We start from the raw sequence: 18,417 nt of genomic DNA on the forward strand, positions 1-18,417 counted from the left end.
GCAGGCTCGCTCCTACAAGGGATCCGGGCGGCATACCAGTGAGGCGCGCTCATAGTTCAGCGCCTTGTCACGCTCGGGCAGCGCATACGGTGCTTCACAGCGCAGGCCTTGCCACTTGATGATCAAGGTCCCGGTGTCGTCTTCGACCAGTGCCAATGCTTTGCCGCTCGGGTCGGAAATTGCCAATTGCTTGCCGGCAGCGTCTTCCAGCGCGGCGCCGAACGGGATCGGCTGGTGCTGCGCATCGAACAGGGAAAACTGCACCCGGCGTCCGGTCTTGCTCGCGTAGCGCGCCAGCACCACGGCACCACGGCGTGGCACCACTTGCTGAGTGGCGTTTTCAATTTCAAAGTCGCCGCCCAGGTCGCGGGTGTCGAGGCTGATCCAGTTGACCCGATACGGCTGCGTGTTGGACACCACCGCATAACCGTTGCCGGCGGTTTTCGCCCCGGAGAAACTGGCGATCTTCACGCCTTCGACACCCTCGACGTGCGCCAGTGCGAAGGTCTCACCGACGGTTTGCCCAAGGTTGATACCGCCCGCATGGCCGACAATCGAACCGGCAACATTGAGATTCTGCGAGTTGTACCCGCGCCCCTGGCTGTAGCCGGCACTGATGTCCATCACCGAGGTTCGCGTGCTGAGGTTGGCCGAACCGGTACTGCCACCGGTGCGACTGTTGCCGCCTTGCACCGAGTAATAAGTGTCGCTGTCATCGGACAAATAGCCGTTGATGCCGACCTGGGTGCTGCTGTCGTCCTTCTGCGAACTGGCGGAAACGAAAGCCCTCGGCGCACGCGGTTTCGAACCCAGCGGGAACGACAACGACAGATTGAGCAGGGTGTCGTTGTTCGCCGGACCGTAGTCGCCGACATCCTTGGTGTAAGTCGCGCTGAGGTTGTAACTGACCTCACCCCAGTAGTTGCTGTAGCCGGCCGACAGGCTTTGCGAGCCGCCGCGTCCCCAGTAGCGCTGGTCGCTGGCGTTGAGGTAAATGTTGCCGAACTGCTGATTGCGTCCCAGGCTCTGGTTGACGGTCAGGTCGGTACGGGTTTTTGAATTACCGGTACGCTGTTCACCTTCGCGGCTCAGTTCTTCGACGTGTTTGCTCAAGGTGCGATAGCCCTCGGTCGAATAACGGTAGGCGGCGAGGGTGAAGTTGGTGTCGGTACCGGCGAAGGTCTTGGCATACAACGCGCGCAGGCTGTTGCCCTTGACGGTCTGGCCGAAGGTGCGGCTGTTGGAATGGGTCAGGTCGAGCGATATTGCACCGATCGCCGTATTGCGTCCGGCGCCGATTGACAGTGCCTGGAAATTCTCGGTGGCCTGGGTGCCGATAATCGCCGACAGATTACTGCTCACGCCGTAAGCCACGGTGCTGCTGAGAAATTCCGGTGTCTGCTGGTCATCGCTGTTGCTGTTGTAGCGGCCCGCCGAAACGCTGTACTTCAGTTGCCCCTCGCGCACCATGATCGGCAGGCTGGAAAACGCCTGCACCGTCACCCGGCGGCGGCCATCGGCTTCGATCACGGTAATTTCCAGATCGCCGTTGGAGCCGCTGGGGTAGATATCGCTGATCTCAAACGGCCCGGGCGGCACGTTGGCGGTGTACAGAATGTAATTGTTCTGGCGGATCTCCACGGTCGCGCTCGATTGCGCAATGCCGCGAATCACCGGTGCATAGCCGCGCTCGCTGTCGGCGCGCATGCCGTCGTCGGAGGCCAGTTTCAGGCCGCGATAGCGCACGCTGTCGAACAGGTCGGCGTCGGAGAAAATGTCGCCGGCACTGAACTGGCCCTTCAACGCGGTGACGTCATGTTGCAGATAACTGCGGTTGCTCTTGAACGTGCTGGGCCGGCCGGTGCTGCTGTTGAAGTTGGACTCGTTGCGCAAGCGCCAGCCGCCGAGATTGATGCCGTTGCGCAGGCCGACGTTATTGGCAAGCGTGGTATCGGCGTCGGTGCTGTTGCGGTTGCTGCTGACCTGATAGTTGATGAACGCTGCGGGTACGCCTTCGTCCCACATGGCCGGATCGACATAACCGCGGCGGCCACGCTCCATGGCACTTTGCGGCACGCTGACCAGCAGACGCAGGCGCGGCACGTCGTAGCGCACGGTGGCGTGATCGATCAAGGCGGGCAGGTCGAGGCAAGCGTCCGCATCGGCGGCGTCGAGTTTGCCGCTGGCCTGCAACTTCCCGAGGTCCACGCCCAGTTGCTTGAGCATGTCTACGGTCAGACAGGCTTCAACTTTGTTGTGATCGGGGTGGCGGCGAAAGTCGATATCGCGCCGGCCTACGAGCATGTCGTTGCCGTAGAGATCGACCCGGTAAGTGCCTGGAAGGACGCGGCTACCGGCGAGCAGCGATTGCAGGTCGACGGCGGATGTCGCGCCTTGCAGAAAAGAGGTATTGAATGGTTCTTCGCCGTCGGCCAGACAAGTTGTGCTGAAAACCAGAGCCACCGAAAACGGTGCCAGGCCGTCGCGCTTGAGTAAAAACATGCAGGAACCCTATATCACCTCCGATACGAACTAACGGAGCGAAGAGAAATACAGTGAAAGTGCGGCTGTTAAAGCGGCACGCGAGTTATGGCGATTCTTTATCCAGACTGGCGCTCACTTCGGCGCTGCTGGAAAGTTGCGCGACATAACGATCACGGGCGCCATAGTCGTTGATGCTGCTGAATGACAGATGCGCAGAACTGGTCGGGTGCAGTTGTTTGAGGGCGAACTCTTTTTGTTCGCCGGGTGCGATCATCATCGAATCGAACGGGTGCTCGCGGGTGGTTCCGGACTGCACGGTGATGTCAGCTATCGAGACGTGATAAAGCCCGGGATTACTTACCACCAGCAAGCTCTTGCCGGCGCGCTCGGTCAGTCGCCAAATCAGTTCGGTTGGGGCCTGATAAGCGGTATTGGTCAGGCCGGCAGGGCGAAAAAACACCTTGATCCGTTGGCGTACCGCCAGTTGCAGGGTGTTCGCGGTTTTCACCGACTGGGGGATCTCCTGGACGTTTAGCCAGACCACCGATTCGCGGTCGCCGGGCATGCCGGTGCCTTCGTAGATGACTCGCAGAATCTGCTGTTCACCATCGCTCACGCGCACCAGCGGCGGAGTGACGGCGAAGGGCACAGAGGCTTCGTCGTTATCGGTATCGACCCAGGACTGGATCAACACATCTGCGCCGCTGTTGCGTACGGTGATGCCGGCTTCTTTGTGCTTGCCGTCGAAAACCAGCCGAGTGCTGCTCAGGGAAATACCGGCCATGGCGTGATTGACGGCGAACAGCCCCAGCAGGCCGACGCAAAGAGAAAGGGACGAACGTAAAAACATGAAAAGTTACCGCGCAGAGTGAAGGAAAGTGCAGGGCCGCTCAGCCCCGCACAGTGCCCGACGAATCGCGCGGTCTATTCGTATTGCAGAGTGAACGGCAGGGTCGCGTCGCCACGACCGGCAACCGCCAGTTTTGGATCGACGGTGGTCACATAGGCGGCCGAGAATTTCAGCGTGGTGTTGCTTTCCTGCAGGGTGTTTTCGATGCGTGCGGTGGTCGGCGAAGTCAGGTCGATGACGGCGCCGTTAGCATCCAGCAAGGCGATACCGATACCTTTCGCAGCACCCGTGCCTTCAATCAGATTCAGCACTTTTGTGCCGGTTGCGATGCCCGAGCCACCCTTTCTGTTCGGTTCAAAGATCATTGCCACCTTGGTGCCGGCGTTGCAGTTGATCTGCATGTCGAAGTTCTCGACGCTCAGCGTGCCGGTGCCTTTCGGCGCGGTAGCGGTGCCCATGTCCTTGATCGACACTTCACCCATGTTTACCGAAATGGTCTTGTCCTTGCCGGCGCCTTCAATCGAGCAGGCATCGTTGTTGATGCTGCCGGTGAAATTGATGGTGCCGCTGCCTGCCTTGGTAGGCACAACCGGGTCGGCCGCCAGGACATTACCGGCAGCGAAGATCGAGAGGGCGAGAAGAGTGCGAGACAGCTTTTTCATGTTGCTTTTCCATTGGTGGGTAAAGACAACACGATAAAATCCGCTCGGGTCCTGCAACATCAGACGATCCCTAGAAGCCGCCAGGTTGCAAGGGGTAACGGTCAGTCAATTGAACAAGTTGCGCTCGATGCAATAAGCCAGCAACTCCTGATCACTGCTGACATCCAGTTTGCGCATGGCCGAAATCTTCTGGGTGCTGATGGTTTTTGCACTTCGATTCAGACCTCGGGCAATTTCATTGACGCCTTGCCCTTGAACAAACAAACGCAGGATTTCATGTTCCTTGGGCGACAGTCGGGAAAAGCGTTCATCGAGATCGGCGCCATCGTCCAGTACCGAAGTCGGCGCCGGTTGATGGCCGCGTACCCGTTTGCCCTTGGCGATGGCTTTGAGCGCCACTTCTATTTCAATGTGCAACTGGCTTTTCTGGATGACTGCGAGTACGCCGAGCTCTTGCAGGCGGGTGAGGATCAACGGATTGGAAATCATGGTCAGCACCAGCACGCGCACTGCGGGAAAGTGGCGGGTCACGTACTCCACCAGTTTCAGGCCGTCACCGTAGGGCGAGTCACCGGGCATGTTGAAATCGGTGATCAACAAGTCTACCGGTTGTGACTTCAGCAGCTCGATCAAACCATCGGAACACACCGCTTCGCCAACCACGCGGAAGCGCCGGTCGCGCTCGACCAGTTCCCGCACCCCCAGCAAAACGATGGGATGATCATCGGCGATGACAACGTTGAAGGTTTCCATGAGTGCTTTATCCAGAGTGAAATTATTCAAGGGCGTCGAGCAGGTCAGTCAGCCGCGCCAGTTGTCGGCGCACTTCGACGGCCAGCGGTGCGGTCATGGCCATGCCGGTCAGGCGGCATTCGAGTTCAACGAACGCGTGGGCCAGCGCCTCGACCTGCACCGCGCCCAGCGCCCCGGCCATGCTGTGCAATTGCTGCGCGACACGGTTGGCGTCGGCTGCTTCCAGCGCGCCGAGCGTTGTTTGAATGTCTTTGCGCAGCGTCGAGACAAACAACTCGCGCATCTTCGGCGACAACGTCGGCAAGGGGTCTGCGAGCGGCGCGATGACGGTCTGGCAGTGGCTTTGCAAATGCGCGCGCAGTGTCGCCAGGTTCAGCGGTTTGACCAGCCACGCGTTCATGCCCACGGCGGCGCAGCGTTCGCCTTCTTCGCGCAGGGCGTTGGCGGTGACGCCGATGATTGGCAACATCGCACCCTGTTCGCGCAGCGCTGAAGTCAATTGGTAGCCGTTCATGACTGGCATGTTGACGTCGGTCAGCAGCAGATCGAAGCGCCCCGGTGCCCATTGCGCCAGGGCCTGTTCGCCATTGGCGGCGACGATCACCGAGCAGCCCAGCGCCTCCAGTTGTTCCTTGATGACCGCTGCGTTGATCATGTTGTCCTCGGCCACCAGCACGCGCAGATTCAGCGCTCGGGTCTTTTCCTGAGGCGAGGGAGCGCGGCGCTGATGGGCGTCGTGTCGGGCCAGCGCAATCGCCCAGCCAATCGCGCGGACATCGTCGGCATCGACCTGCCAGTCGCTGCCGCTGATTTGCGCCGGGTTGGGGCCGCCCGCTATTGCGGCGATTCGCGGGCCATCGAAAACTGTGGCGTTGGCCAGCGGCGCAAGGTCCACCAGCAGCGCCGAGGACGGCGGCAACTCATGCGTCACCAGACGGCAATCCAGACCGAAGCGGTGCAGCCAGCCGAGCAAATGCTGCGCCAGTTCGGCGACCGGGGCGCGCACATAAACGGCGGCACTGCCGGCCTCGAACGATGGGCAATCGGCGAGGCTGCCCGGCGCCCGATCCAGCGCCAGTTGCAAGTTGAAGCGGCTACCGAGCCCAGGTTCGCTGACCACGTTGAGGTCGCCATGCATCAACTCGCACAGCCACTTGCAAATGGCCAGACCGAGACCCGCCCCAGCATGACTGTCGGCCTCGTTGACCTGATAGAAAGGGTCGAACAATTGCTCTTGCTGCGCCTGGGAAATGCCCACGCCGGAATCGCTGACCTGCCACTGCACCTCGGCGCGGCCGTCAGTGTTTTGCAGCACCTGAACGCGTACGACCACACGGCCGTTATCGGTGAACTTGATCGCGTTGCTCAGCAGGTTATTGAGGATCTGGCGGATGCGCTGCGCATCGCCAAACAGTTGGTCCGGCAACGTCGCATCGATGCAGGCATACAATTGCAAGCCTTTGCCACGGGCAAACGCGCCGTAGCTGCGCACCACATCTTCGGTCAGCTCCAGCGGGCAGAACGGCTGACGCTCGAGGTTCATCTGCCCGGCCTCGATCTTCGACACATCCAGCACGTCGCTGATCAGTTTGAACAGGCTGGCCGACGAGCGCTGAATGGTTTCCAGATAGGCCTGCTGACGCGGCGCGAGATCGGTCAGGCCGAGCAGTTCCAGGGTGCCGAGTACGCCATACAACGGCGTGCGGATTTCATGGCTCATGGTCGCCAGAAAGCGGCTCTTGGCCTGATTGGCCGAATCGGCGGCCTGACGGGCGATTTCCAGTGCCGCTGCATCTTCGACATGGCGGGTGACATCGTGCAGCGCACACAGCCACGCGTCCTGGCCCTGATAGCGGGTGGCGATGAAGGCCAGGTGCAAATGCCGATGGTCGATCTCAAGTTCCGCGTGGCCATGGCCAGTCGTGCCTTGTTGTTCGAGCAGGCTGATCAATTCCTCGGTGTCGTGCCATTGCTGGGCGCGCTGGTTTTCCAGCAAGACCTGATGATCACGACGGCTGATCACGCATAGACTGGTGGGTGCGGTATCGATGAGCGCACGGCTGAACGCTTCACTTTCGGCGATGCTGGCGTGGGCAATCCGGGCGGGCAGAATTACCCGTTGCGCGTACCAGCGATTCAGCGCGCGGCCGCAGGCGAGCAGTGCCAGAACCAGGCCCAACAGGCACAGCAATGGCCATAGCGCGTAATCGAGAAAGCTCTGCACACTGATCACATAGATCGCCGTCCAGTGCTGTTCGCCGGGGCTGCTCAGCTTGAACACCAGACCGTCGCGGGTCAGGTTCGCGCCTTCATCGAGCACCTGATCACGCTTGAGCTCGCCGATCAACACCGTGCCGCTGGGCGTGATCAGGGTGAAGTCGTCATAGATCGACCACTCCATCAAACGCTCGATGTTGTTGACCTGTGACAGCTTCAGCAGCGAACCGAGCACTATCCAGGAATTCGCCCCTTCGATGGCCAGCGTCGGTTTGCTCAGGTTGATCCGCACATAAGCGAGCAGGCTCGGGGTAACGTTGTCGACCGCAGCGAACGGGTAGGGCACCCAGTGCACTTGCGCCGAAGTCTGCGCGCGCCGTTGCAGATTCTTTTGGGTCATGATCTCGACGAAGGTGCTGATCTGCGTCTGCCCGGCACCGCGCAAGCGGCCGGCAGCGGGCACGGCGATATCGAAATTGTCCGGCCCATTGAGCAGGATCACCTGCGGCGACTGGTAATGCGAGGCCGCCCAGAAAGCGCTGTAATACGCCGCCAGATAGCTGCCGAGGGCAAACACTTTGGGGTATTGGCTGGGGGCGATTCGCTCGGGATCGATCTTGACGCTGAACGGCAGCGAGAACGGCAGGCCACGGCCCTCATAGATGTTCGGCCCTTCCTCGGGCAAACGCTTTTGCATCACCGGCGGCGCCACGGTTTCCGGAAAGTACTCGCCCTTGTCGCTGGCCCGTGAGATATCGCCGAGAAACGCTTCCTGCTCGCGAATGTTTTCCATCAGCCGGGCGAAGTGGAACTGCATCGTATCGCGCTGTTCCTCGACCATGCGCTGGACGCCGAGATAGCTGATGCCCAGCAACAGCAAAACCAGCGCGCCGAGGATCAGCAAACCCTTGTTCAGGCGCAGCGAGCTGCTGGCGAGTTTTTCCAGCAAGGCATTGGGATGCGGCATCAACACGCCCGGTCAGTGAAAGTGATTACGCGAGTGAACATGGATGGCCTCGATGGCAAGTGGTGATCGTCCACTGCGTTGTGCGGGTCACCAGACATTTGCCGGGCCGTCGTGGCTGAGCAACTGCTGGAACTGCTCCGAAGACACCGCGTGGGAAATCAGGAAACCCTGAACCTGAGTGCAGTCGATCTTACGCAACAGAGCAAGTTCTTGCGCGGTTTCCACGCCTTCGGCCACTACCGTCAGGCCCAGTTGTCGACCCAGCGTGACAATACTGGTCAGCGCTTGCGCCAGTTCGGCGTTGCTGTTGCAACCCTGAACCAGTGCGCGGTCGATTTTCAGTTCGGTAAAAGGCGCCGACACCAGGTTCATGTAAGAGCTGTAGCCTTTGCCGAAATCATCCTGGGACAAGCCGAAGCCCTTGATCCGCAAGCGGCAGGCCCCGGCGTAGAAATTGCTGATGTCATCGGGCACCGAGCACTCCATCAGCTCGAAACAGATCCGCGCTGGCAACCCGTCGTGTTGCAGGACAAACGCGAGGATGCGATCGGGCAGGTCGTGGCTATTGAGCAAGTGCGTGGGCAGGTTGATCGACACCGGAATGTCATAGCCTTGCTGGCGCCATATGGCTTGGGCGTTGATGGACTGTCCGAGCATGCGCCAGAGCAGATGCTCTTCAAGGTCGTGGGCGATCAGCGCCGGTAGAAACAGCCCCGGCAACAGCGTGCCGTGTTCGGGATGCACCCAGCGCACCAGCGCTTCGGCGGCGACGATGCGGCCATTGTCCAGTGCCTTTTTGGGTTGAAACCATGCTTGCAGCTCAGCGTTGCCCAGTGCACGCAAAAGACTTTTCCGATCGATACCGGCATGCATGGCAACAGGCGCATCCTGACGCAATGCCCGCAACTGTTCGATCAGGCAGCGCAATGCCGCGCTGTTGACCGGTTTGGAAATCAGCCCGATGACTTTCACTTGCAGGTTGCTCGCCACCAGGCTCGCGCCCATCAGCATGCGCCGCGAGGCGGCGCTCATGATCGCCAGGGCCGGGCGCGATTTCTGCGTGGCGAGGCCCTGAATGAACTGCACGCCGTCCATGCCCGGCATCAGCAGATCGGTGAGCACCAGATCGAACTCGCGGTTCTTCAGACGGCACAAGGCTTCTTCGCCGTCCCGGGCAAATTCCAGATCGAACACACCCAGTTCGTTGAACAGGTTCTGCAAGTACAGATGCTGGAACGGGTGATCTTCGACTATCAGCAGGCTAGAGGACTTCATCGGCGACTCGTTGGTAGGGAGCCAGTAAGGTCGACAAGGCTCGCAACGTGAAAGGTTTGATCAGGCAATGATTCATCCCGGCGGCCAGGCACAACGCCTCTTCGCCGCGCAGGGCGTTGGCGGTGGCGCCGATGATCGGCGTGGTGCAGCCCAGGCGCCGCAAGGCCTTGGCCAGCTCATAACCGTTGAGGCGCGGCATGTTCACGTCAGTCAGCACGACATCGAAGCTGTCGTCCTGCCACAGCGACAGGGCTTCTTCACCATCGCTGGCGAGCGCCACGGTGCAGCCCAGTTCCTGCAATTGGTCGCGCAGGATCAGTTGGTTGATCGCATTGTCTTCGGCAACGAGGATGTGCAGGTGTAACGGCGCCAGCGCCTGGGGTCGCGCGGGGCACTGATGGTCGATGACGGTGCCGCCCTGCGCCTGACACACGGCCTGGCGGATCGCGGCCAGATCGTTCAGGTTGACGAGCCAGCCGTCGCCTTTGCTCAGCGACTCCCACGCGCCATCGCCGCTCGCCAGAATACGCGGCCCTGACCAGTGCAGTTCGCTGCGCTGCTCCATCGGCGCAGGCCACAACTCAAGCAACACGCCATCGTCGCCACCGTCGTGGCGGGCCGGTGCGCCGATATGCGGCAGAGCGCCCCAGCGACGCAGCCAGCCAGCGAGGCTTTCGGCCAGCTCGCGCACCGGCGACACCACGTAAACGGTATCGGCCGCGAGCTTCGGCTTGCCTTCAGGCTGCGCATTACCCGAGCGCTGTTCCAGCGGCAAGGTCAGGGAAAAACTGCTGCCCAGCCCCGGCTCGCTGACCATGCGCAGGGTGCCATTCATCAGATGGGTCAGGCGCAGGCAAATCGGCAGGCCCAGGCCGGTGCCCGCCACCTCATGGCTGTTGCCTTGGGTCTGGTAGAACGGTTCGAAGATACAGGCTTGATCCGCGTGGGCGATCCCGCGCCCGGTGTCCGAGACCTGCCATTGCAGGCAAACGCGTTCGCCTTCGCGTGTCAGCACTTTGACTCGCAATACCACGCGCCCGGAATCGGTGAATTTGACCGCGTTGCTCAACAGGTTATTAAGAATCTGCCGTAGACGACTGACATCGCCGATCAAGCTGTCGGGCAGTTGCGGGTCAAAGCAGGCGTACAGCTGCAAGCCCTTGCTCTGTGCCGCTGCCGCGTAGCCCTGAACGGCTTCTTGCGCGAGCGCTACGACGGAAAAATCACTGAGTTCCAGCGCCAGTTGCCCGGCCTCGATTTTCGACACATCGAGCACGTCGCAGATCAATTGCAGCAGGGTCGCCGATGAGCCTTCGATCGCTCGCAAGTAACCTTTCTGCTGGGCGTCGAGCCGGGTGCGGGCGAGCAACTCCAGTGTGCCGAGTACGCCATACAGCGGCGTGCGAATTTCGTGGCTCATGGTCGCCAGAAACAGGGTTTTCGCTTCGTTGGCGGCATCGGCCGACTGGCGCGCCTGCTCCAGCGCCGCTTCGATCTGGCGACGCGCGCTGATGTCGCTGAAAGCGCAAAGCAATACGTCCTCGCCCTTGTAACGGGTCGGAGCGCAGCTCAGGTACAGGTGGCGGCCGTCGGCGGTTTCGAAATAGTCGGTCAGGCACGGCGCGTTTTCTGCAAATGCTGCGCGGATCCAGCCGGGGCCGAGTTGTTCGCTGCAGGCGCCCAGCCATTGCTGCGCCAGCGTGTTTTCCAGCACCACTCGAGCGTCGCTGCGGCGTAACACGCAGAGCGCCACTGGCGCGGTCTGAATCACGTCGCGGCTGAAGAGCTCGCTTTCGACCAAGGCTTGAATCCGTTGCAGGGTCGGCATGATGAAGCGATGCTCCAGGCGCCGAATCAACAGCCACACCAGGCTGATACTGGCCACGCAGAACACCAGCGCGCCAAGCATCTGTGGCCACAATGCCCACAGCACGGCCAGCAAGTCGATGGAGTAGGTCAACTGCCAGTCCGACGACTTCAGTTGTTTGCGCAGCACCAGTTGTTCCGGCAGCCAGCCGTCACCGACGAAACCGAAGAAATCCTGCTGGCGCAGCAGCGGCAGATCCTGCCCGGGCGGCGGCTTGTGGCTGTTGCTGAAGAGCGGCATGCCTTGCGAGTTGAACATGGTGAACTCGCCAGCGCTGTGGTCGCTCAATGCGTTGGAGACTTCACGGTCGTCCATCTCCAAACCGAGCCAGCCGGAATCGAGGTCGCGATCATCCAGACGAATAAAGATGTACAGCTGCGAGTGCCCTTGCGCGTTGTGGGTCAGCCAGATTTCCTTGAGGGCGCTAGTGTTGTCACGCTTGAGGGTTTCCAGGCGCTCGAGCATCGCGCCGTGGAAGTCGCCGGCCATCGGCGTTGTGTTGTACAGGCGCCAGACCTGCGCCTCGGCGCCGCTACTGACGTAGAGCAGATTCAGTTTGCGTGCTTGCAGATAGTCGCGCATGCGCTCGGTCAGCCAGATACTCCATTGCTTGCCCGAGGGCTGTCCGAGCAACAGGCGAATTTCCTCTTCAGACAGCGGCGCGCTTAACGCGGTCTGCCGGGTCGCCGACAAACTCAGGCTTTCCAGCAGCGCCTCGCGGGTGGTGAAAAAGGTGTGCGCCTCGGCAATGGCGCTGCTCATGTAGCTGCGCCGCTGAGAAATCTCGTTATTGAAGGTGAACAGCAGGAAGCTGTACACGCCGCCGATGATGCCCACCAGCAATACCCACGCGAAAATGCGCAACAAGCGTCGCGCAGCGTGAGGCGTGGACAGCACCGGGCTGATCTGATGGAGGTAGTTCTTCAATCGCATGCCGGCACAGTAGGGGTGCCCGGGCAGGACGAAAATCAGACGATTCTTAAAGACTTCACAGGTAATTGACGATGAAGGTCACTTCGGTATTGGCGCTGCCGGCGCTGAGCTCTTCATTGCCCAGGCGGTAATACGCGGCTGACAACGGGATCTTGAAATTGAGCCCGGTGGTGGTGAAAGCATCGAACGGGTAGATCGTGTCGAAAGCGATTGGCTGGCCCGCTTCATTCATCACTTGCAGGCCGATGCCTTTGGCGGTGGAGCCGGCATTCAGTGCGACTATGCCCTTGGTCGCATCGATCACCTGTGTGTTGGCCTTGAGCGAATAGGTGACTTTCTTGATGCCGGTCTGGCATTGGTTCAGGGCAATATCGAAGCGCACCGTGCGCGGCTTGGCGCCGGCTTCGCGAAATTCATGAAGTTGATAATCGTCGCCCATCGCCACCGGCACGGAAGGTGTCTCGCAGGAGGCGGCGTTCAGTACGATAGGGTTCATCAGGTTGAGTTTTTTCAGGATCAGATCATCGTCCTGCAGGCTGCCTAGATACCCTGCATCGATGTTGACTTTCGGTGCCAGCGCGCCGGTCTTGACGATTTCCAGGCGCACCGAATTTGCACCGAAACCATAGCTGGTGTTGGGTGCAATGGCCTGCGGCGCTGATTGGTAGCGGTCCAGTGCAGTGAACCAGATGCGGTAGGACAACCCGCTTTTGCCTAACGGAAAAAGAGTTTCCGTACCGCTGGCGGTGCCCAGTTTCGGATTCATCAGAAAGCCGAACATGGACGTCTTCGAGCAGCTCCAGATGTGCCCGACCGACTGCACGGTGTCCTGATAAACCACGGTGCCATTGGGTGTGTCGGCAGCAATGTTCAGAGTCGAACTGGCCAGGCTGGCGCCAAAGTTGAGGGTGTCGAGTTTCGAATCGACTGCCACGCAGCTGCCAGCCATGGCATTCGAAGCGCAGGCAAGCAGGGTGACTGCGGTACAGAACAGGAGCGAGCGCTGGATTTGGAAACGCTTCATGAAGAGGGCTTTTCGTGTCGGCGGATGAGCGGCGTACGTTAGCCACGGCACTCAAGCCTGAATATCAGGCGATTCCTAGAAGGCGCAGACGCTCCCCACTTGCAATGCGTGCCCTGTGGGAGCGAGCCTGCTCGCGATGAGGCCATCAGCCGCACCATTGGTGGTGAATGAGACGACGCCTTCGCGAGCAAGCCCGCTCCCACACTGCATGTGTTTTTCCTGCACCAATGCGTTCTATGTGGGAGCGAGCCTGCTCGCGAATGCGGTTGCCCACGCAATAAAACCCAGCCCACTGGTCAACTAATTACCAAGCCCCCTAACTATTGCGTTGACATTCGCTGCCTAAGCAGTAACATCTCGACATACATTCACTGCCTAGGCAGTTATCAGGTCAGCCCATGAAGCATTTCACCCCGGAAGAATTCAAACATTGCCATCTCGGCCTGTTGCTTGGCCGTGCCGCGCTGCTCAAGGACCGGATCATCGACACCCACATGGAGCCCCACGGCATTACCGCCGCGCAGTTCAAGGTGTTGATCATCATGGCGCAGTTCGGGGTCGACACGCCGGCCGAGCTGTGCCGGCATCTGTCGCTGGACAGCGGGTCGATGACGCGCATGCTCGATCGTCTGGAGCAGAAGGGGTTTCTGGTTCGCCAACGCAGCGAAGACGACCGGCGTCAGGTGCAGTTGAAACTGACCGAGCAGGGCCAGCAACTGGCTGATCGTCTGCCGCACATCGGTGCCGATGCGATGAATGAACTGGCCGGCGCGATCTCCCGCGAAGAGCTGAAAACCCTGGAATACATCCTCAAGAAAATCCTGCTGGCCGCCGGTGACCCGATCACCATCCAGCGTCTAGGTGATCACAATGAGCGCTAACACTTTGCGCAGCAGTCTGACGCTGCTGTTCTCGGCGATGATCCTCGCCGGTTGCGCCAACTACAGCGGCCTCGACACTGAAGGCCAACGCCTCGACGCGAAGAGCCTGAAGACAGCGCAGTCTCTCGAAGGCGTCAGCCTGTCGCCAGCGGCGTGGCCGAAGAGCGATTGGTGGACCAGCCTCGGCGATTCGCAACTGGACGGCCTGATCCGCGAAGCATTGCACGACAGCCCGGACATGCAGATCGCCGCCGCCCGCGCCCATCAGGCCAGCGCTGCGGCGTATGCTGCCGATGCCGAGCGCTATCCGACTCTCGATGCCAGCGCCGGCATCAGCCGTTCGCGGCTGGCCCGCGATCAGGACCCGCTGGGGCAGGGCGGCGCCTATTCGACGGTGCGCAATGTCAGCGCCGGGTTCAATTACAACTTCGACCTGTGGGGCGGCCAGCGCGATGCCTGGGAAGCCGCCCTCGGTGAGGCGCGCGCTGCCGAAGTCGATCGTCAGGCCGCGCAATTGACGCTGGCCGCTGACGTCGCCCGCGCTTACAGCGATTTGGGGCAAGCGCATATCGTTTATGACCTGGCCAACGAAGACCTCAAGCGCACCCGGCAGATGCTCGACCTGAGCCAGCGTCGCCTGAGTTCGGGGATCGACAGCCAGTATCAATTCCAGCAAACGCAAAGTCTGGAGGCCAGTTCCCAGGCCAGCCTGATCGACGCGGAAAAACGCCTGCACAGCGCAAAAGTTGCGCTGGCGGTATTGCTCGGCAAAGGCCCCGATCGTGGCAACGAAATCGCCCGGCCAAAGGTCCTGCAAGCCAGCGCCGTCGCCGTGCCATCGGTATTGCCTGCCGAACTGCTCGGGCGGCGTCCTGATCTGGTCGCGGCGCGCTGGCGTGTCGAGGCGGCGAGCAAGGATATCGACGCCGCCAAGACGCGCTTCTACCCGAATCTCAACCTGAGCGCGTCGGCCGGCGCCGAATCGCTGTTGGGCGACGCGATGTTCGGTTCCGCGAGCCGCTTCTTCAATATTGCGCCAACCGTGTCGCTGCCGATTTTCGATGGCGGTCGCCTGCGCGCCAACCTTGATGCCCGCGACGCCGATTACGACCTCGCCGTGGCGCAGTACAACAAAAGTCTGGTGAAAGCCCTTGGCGATGTCGGCGACACGATCAACCAGTTGCGTGATATCGGCCGGCAGATCGGCGCGCAGCAGCACGCCACCGACATTGCTCAGGATTCTTACAACACTGCGGTCCAGCGTTACGGTTCCGGCATCGGCAACTACCTGGACGTGCTCAGCATCGAGCAGCAATTGCTCCAGGCCCAGCGTCAGCTGGCGAGCCTCAATGCCGAGCAGATCGACCTGTCGATTCAACTGATGCAAGCGCTGGGCGGCGGCTTCCAGGGTGAAACCCTGACCGCGGCCAACGCCAGCCCAGCCACCGCGCACAACTAATTCAAGGTAACTGTCATGGCCACTGCCGAAAACACTCAAGCTCAAGACAACACCCCGGACACCGGCAACCCGCGCAAACGCAAGGTGATGCTGCTGGCGCTAGCCGTGGTCGTCCTGCTCGCCATCGCTGGCGTCTGGGCGTATCACGAATTCATCGGGCGCTGGAGCGAAAGCACCGACGACGCCTACGTCAACGGCAACGTCGTGGAAATCACCCCGCTGGTGACCGGCACCGTGGTCAGCATCGGCGCCGACGACGGCGATCTGGTCCAGGAAGGCCAGGTGCTGGTCAACTTCGACCCCAACGACGCCGAAGTCGGCCTGCAAAGTGCCAAGGCCAAACTGGCGCGCACCGTGCGTCAGGTGCGCGGCTTGTACAGCAACGTCGACGGCATGAAAGCCCAGGTCAACGCGCAACAGGCCGAAGTGCAGAAGGCGCAGGACAATTACAACCGGCGCAAGAATCTGGCGCAGGGCGGGGCGATTTCCCAGGAAGAGCTGTCTCACGCTCGCGACGACCTGACCTCGGCGCAAAACGCCCTGGCCAATGCCAAACAGCAACTGAAAACCACCAGCGCGCTGGTTGACGACACTGTGGTGTCGTCGCACCCGGACGTGATGTCGGCGGCGGCTGATTTGCGTCAAGCCTACCTGACCAATGCGCGCAGCACCTTGATTGCGCCGGTGACCGGATACGTCGCCAAGCGCACCGTGCAGCTCGGTCAGCGCGTGCAGCCAGGCACTGCGTTGATGGCGGTGATTCCGCTGAATCAACTGTGGATCGACGCCAACTTCAAGGAAACCCAACTGCGTGACATGCGCATCGGTCAGCCGGTGGACATCGAAGCCGACCTGTACGGCAGCGACGTCAAATACAGCGGCACCGTCGACAGCCTCGGCGCCGGCACCGGTAGCGCGTTTGCCTTGCTGCCGGCGCAGAACGCTACCGGTAACTGGATCAAGATCGTCCAGCGTGTGCCGGTGCGTATTCACATCAATGCCGAAGAATTGGCCAAGCATCCCTTGCGGGTTGGGCTGTCGACCAATGTCGAAGTCAACCTGCACGACCAGAGCGGCCCGGTACTGGCGCAGCAACCACCGCAAAAAGCCTCGTTCAGCACCAATGTGTATGACCGTCAACTGGCCGAAGCCGACGCGATGATTGCCCAGCTGATTCACGACAACAGCGCCGCGACGAGCAAGACCGCACAGCGTTGATCCGAGACTTTGACACTTCCTCTTGTGGGAGCGAGCTTGCTCGCGAAAGCGGAGTGTCATTCGCAGTTGATTTGTCTGTTACACCGCCTTCGCGAGCAAGCTCGCTCCCACAGGGGTTGCGGTGTTCATTGGTACGCAGCGCCAACCCGGTTTCATAGGATCCACCATGAGCAATAACGCTTCTTTTACGCCGCCCAGCCTGTTGCTCAGCACCATTGGCTTGTCGCTGGCGACGTTCATGCAGGTGCTCGACACCACCATCGCCAACGTGGCACTGCCGACGATTTCCGGCAACCTGGGGGTGAGTTCGGAGCAGGGCACCTGGGTGATTACTTCGTTCGCCGTGAGCAACGCCATCGCGCTGCCGCTGACCGGCTGGCTCAGCCGCCGTTTCGGCGAGGTGAAACTGTTTCTGTGGGCGACGATGCTGTTTGTGCTGGCGTCGTTTCTCTGTGGCATTTCCACCTCGATGCCCGAGCTGATCGGTTTCCGGGTCCTGCAAGGTCTGGTCGCCGGGCCGCTGTACCCGATGACGCAGACGCTGCTGATCGCGGTGTATCCGCCAGCGAAACGCGGGATGGCCCTGGCGTTGCTGGCGATGGTCACCGTGGTCGCGCCGATTGCCGGGCCGATTCTCGGCGGCTGGATCACCGACAGTTACAGCTGGCCGTGGATCTTCTTCATCAACGTGCCGATCGGGATTTTTGCGGTAATGGTGGTGCGCTCGCAACTGGCCAAGCGGCCGGTGGTCACCAGCCGCCAGCCGATGGATTACGTCGGTCTGATCACGCTGATCATCGGCGTCGGCGCGTTGCAGGTGATCCTCGACAAGGGCAATGACCTGGACTGGTTCGAGTCGAACTTCATCGTCGTCGGCGCGGCTATTTCCGTGGTCGCGCTGGCGGTGTTCGTGATCTGGGAAATGACCGACCAGCATCCCGTGGTCAACCTGCGCCTGTTCGCCTATCGCAACTTCCGCATCGGCACGCTGGTGCTGGTTTTGGGGTACGCGGGGTTCTTCGGCATCAACCTGATCCTGCCGCAATGGTTGCAGACGCAAATGGGCTACACCGCGACCTGGGCCGGTCTGGCTGTCGCGCCGATCGGCATTCTGCCGGTGCTGCTATCGCCGTTTGTCGGCAAATATGCGCACAAGTTCGACCTGCGCCTGCTCGCCGGGCTGGCGTTTCTGGCGATCGGCCTGAGCTGCTTCATGCGCGCCGAGTTCACCAACGAGGTCGACTTCCAGTCCATCGCCCTGGTGCAGTTGTTCATGGGTATTGGCGTGGCACTGTTCTTCATGCCGACGCTGAGCATCCTGATGTCGGATCTGCCGCCGAGCCAGATTGCCGACGGGGCCGGTCTGGCGACCTTCCTGCGGACCTTGGGCGGCAGCTTTGCGGCGTCGCTGACCACGTGGATCTGGATTCGCCGGGCGAATCAGCATCATGCCTATATGAGCGAGAGCATCAGCACTTTCGAGCCGGCCACTCGCGAGACCTTGCATGCGCTGGGCGGGGCGAGTCAGCCGGCGTATGCGCAGATGGATCAGATTCTGTCCAGTCAGGCGTATATGTTATCGACCGTGGATTACTTCACGCTGCTGGGGTGGGGGTTTATGGGGTTGATATTGATTGTGTGGCTGGCGAAACCGCCGTTTGCGGCGAAGGCGGGGCCTGCTGCTTCGGGGCACTAAGATCAAGATCAAAAGCCCCTCACCCTAGCCCTCTCCCTGTATGTACCGGACACATGGTGGACAGGTGTTCGGAGACATGGTGGACACTTTTTAATAGGCACATTGCTCATCATCAAGGAGATGACCTGTGT

At 60.8% G+C, this 18,417-nt stretch carries 12 protein-coding genes; 4 read left to right on the forward strand and 8 right to left on the reverse strand.

Features of this window, described 5'->3' with window-relative positions; all coding sequences use genetic code 11:
- Positions 1–12 precede the first annotated feature (12 nt).
- The 8 genes from V6F91_RS26530 to V6F91_RS26565 form a co-directional block, all read right to left on the reverse strand.
- The gene (locus V6F91_RS26530; protein WP_332769716.1) at positions 13–2,502 is read right to left on the reverse strand and encodes a fimbria/pilus outer membrane usher protein; all 2,490 of its coding nucleotides are present in this window, start codon (positions 2,500–2,502) and stop codon (positions 13–15) included.
- An 85-nt stretch (positions 2,503–2,587) separates the two neighbouring features.
- Positions 2,588–3,334 carry a molecular chaperone gene (locus tag V6F91_RS26535; RefSeq protein WP_332769718.1) on the reverse strand — a complete coding sequence of 249 codons (747 nt, stop codon included), beginning with the start codon at positions 3,332–3,334 and terminating at the stop codon, positions 2,588–2,590.
- A 74-nt stretch (positions 3,335–3,408) separates the two neighbouring features.
- Positions 3,409–3,996 carry a fimbrial protein gene (locus V6F91_RS26540; protein ID WP_332769720.1) on the reverse strand — a complete coding sequence of 196 codons (588 nt, stop codon included), beginning with the start codon at positions 3,994–3,996 and terminating at the stop codon, positions 3,409–3,411.
- A gap of 105 nt (positions 3,997–4,101) precedes the next feature.
- Positions 4,102–4,749 carry a response regulator gene (locus tag V6F91_RS26545; protein ID WP_129999569.1) on the reverse strand — a complete coding sequence of 216 codons (648 nt, stop codon included), beginning with the start codon at positions 4,747–4,749 and terminating at the stop codon, positions 4,102–4,104.
- A gap of 22 nt (positions 4,750–4,771) precedes the next feature.
- A complete protein-coding gene (locus V6F91_RS26550; RefSeq protein WP_332769724.1) occupies positions 4,772–7,933 on the reverse strand; it encodes a hybrid sensor histidine kinase/response regulator in 3,162 nt (1,053 codons plus the stop codon).
- A gap of 87 nt (positions 7,934–8,020) precedes the next feature.
- Positions 8,021–9,208, reverse strand: a complete 1,188-nt coding sequence (locus V6F91_RS26555) for an EAL domain-containing response regulator (protein WP_332769727.1) — start codon at positions 9,206–9,208, stop codon at positions 8,021–8,023.
- On the reverse strand, positions 9,195–12,008 hold the full coding sequence (locus tag V6F91_RS26560) for an ATP-binding protein (protein WP_332769729.1): 2,814 nt from the start codon (positions 12,006–12,008) through the stop codon (positions 9,195–9,197). Before V6F91_RS26560 ends, V6F91_RS26555 begins: the two co-directional genes overlap by 14 nt.
- Positions 12,009–12,063: 55 nt before the next feature.
- Positions 12,064–13,032 carry a fimbrial protein gene (locus V6F91_RS26565; RefSeq protein WP_332769731.1) on the reverse strand — a complete coding sequence of 323 codons (969 nt, stop codon included), beginning with the start codon at positions 13,030–13,032 and terminating at the stop codon, positions 12,064–12,066.
- 398 nt (positions 13,033–13,430) lie between these two features.
- Here V6F91_RS26565 and V6F91_RS26570 point away from each other — a divergent pair, with 398 nt between their 5' ends.
- From V6F91_RS26570 to V6F91_RS26585, 4 genes are all read left to right on the forward strand, one after another.
- Complete coding sequence (locus V6F91_RS26570; protein WP_332769733.1) at positions 13,431–13,913, forward strand: MarR family winged helix-turn-helix transcriptional regulator; 483 nt, start codon at positions 13,431–13,433, stop codon at positions 13,911–13,913.
- On the forward strand, positions 13,903–15,372 hold the full coding sequence (locus V6F91_RS26575) for an efflux transporter outer membrane subunit (protein ID WP_332769735.1): 1,470 nt from the start codon (positions 13,903–13,905) through the stop codon (positions 15,370–15,372). Before V6F91_RS26570 ends, V6F91_RS26575 begins: the two co-directional genes overlap by 11 nt.
- Positions 15,373–15,387: 15 nt before the next feature.
- Entirely contained in the window at positions 15,388–16,590 is a 1,203-nt protein-coding gene (locus V6F91_RS26580) for an HlyD family efflux transporter periplasmic adaptor subunit (protein ID WP_332769737.1), read from the forward strand.
- 166 nt (positions 16,591–16,756) lie between these two features.
- Complete coding sequence (locus tag V6F91_RS26585; protein ID WP_332769739.1) at positions 16,757–18,286, forward strand: DHA2 family efflux MFS transporter permease subunit; 1,530 nt, start codon at positions 16,757–16,759, stop codon at positions 18,284–18,286.
- Positions 18,287–18,417: the final 131 nt, after the last annotated feature.

The sequence above is a fragment of the Pseudomonas koreensis genome (assembly GCF_036668835.1).
GTDB lineage: Bacteria > Pseudomonadota > Gammaproteobacteria > Pseudomonadales > Pseudomonadaceae > Aquipseudomonas > Aquipseudomonas koreensis_I.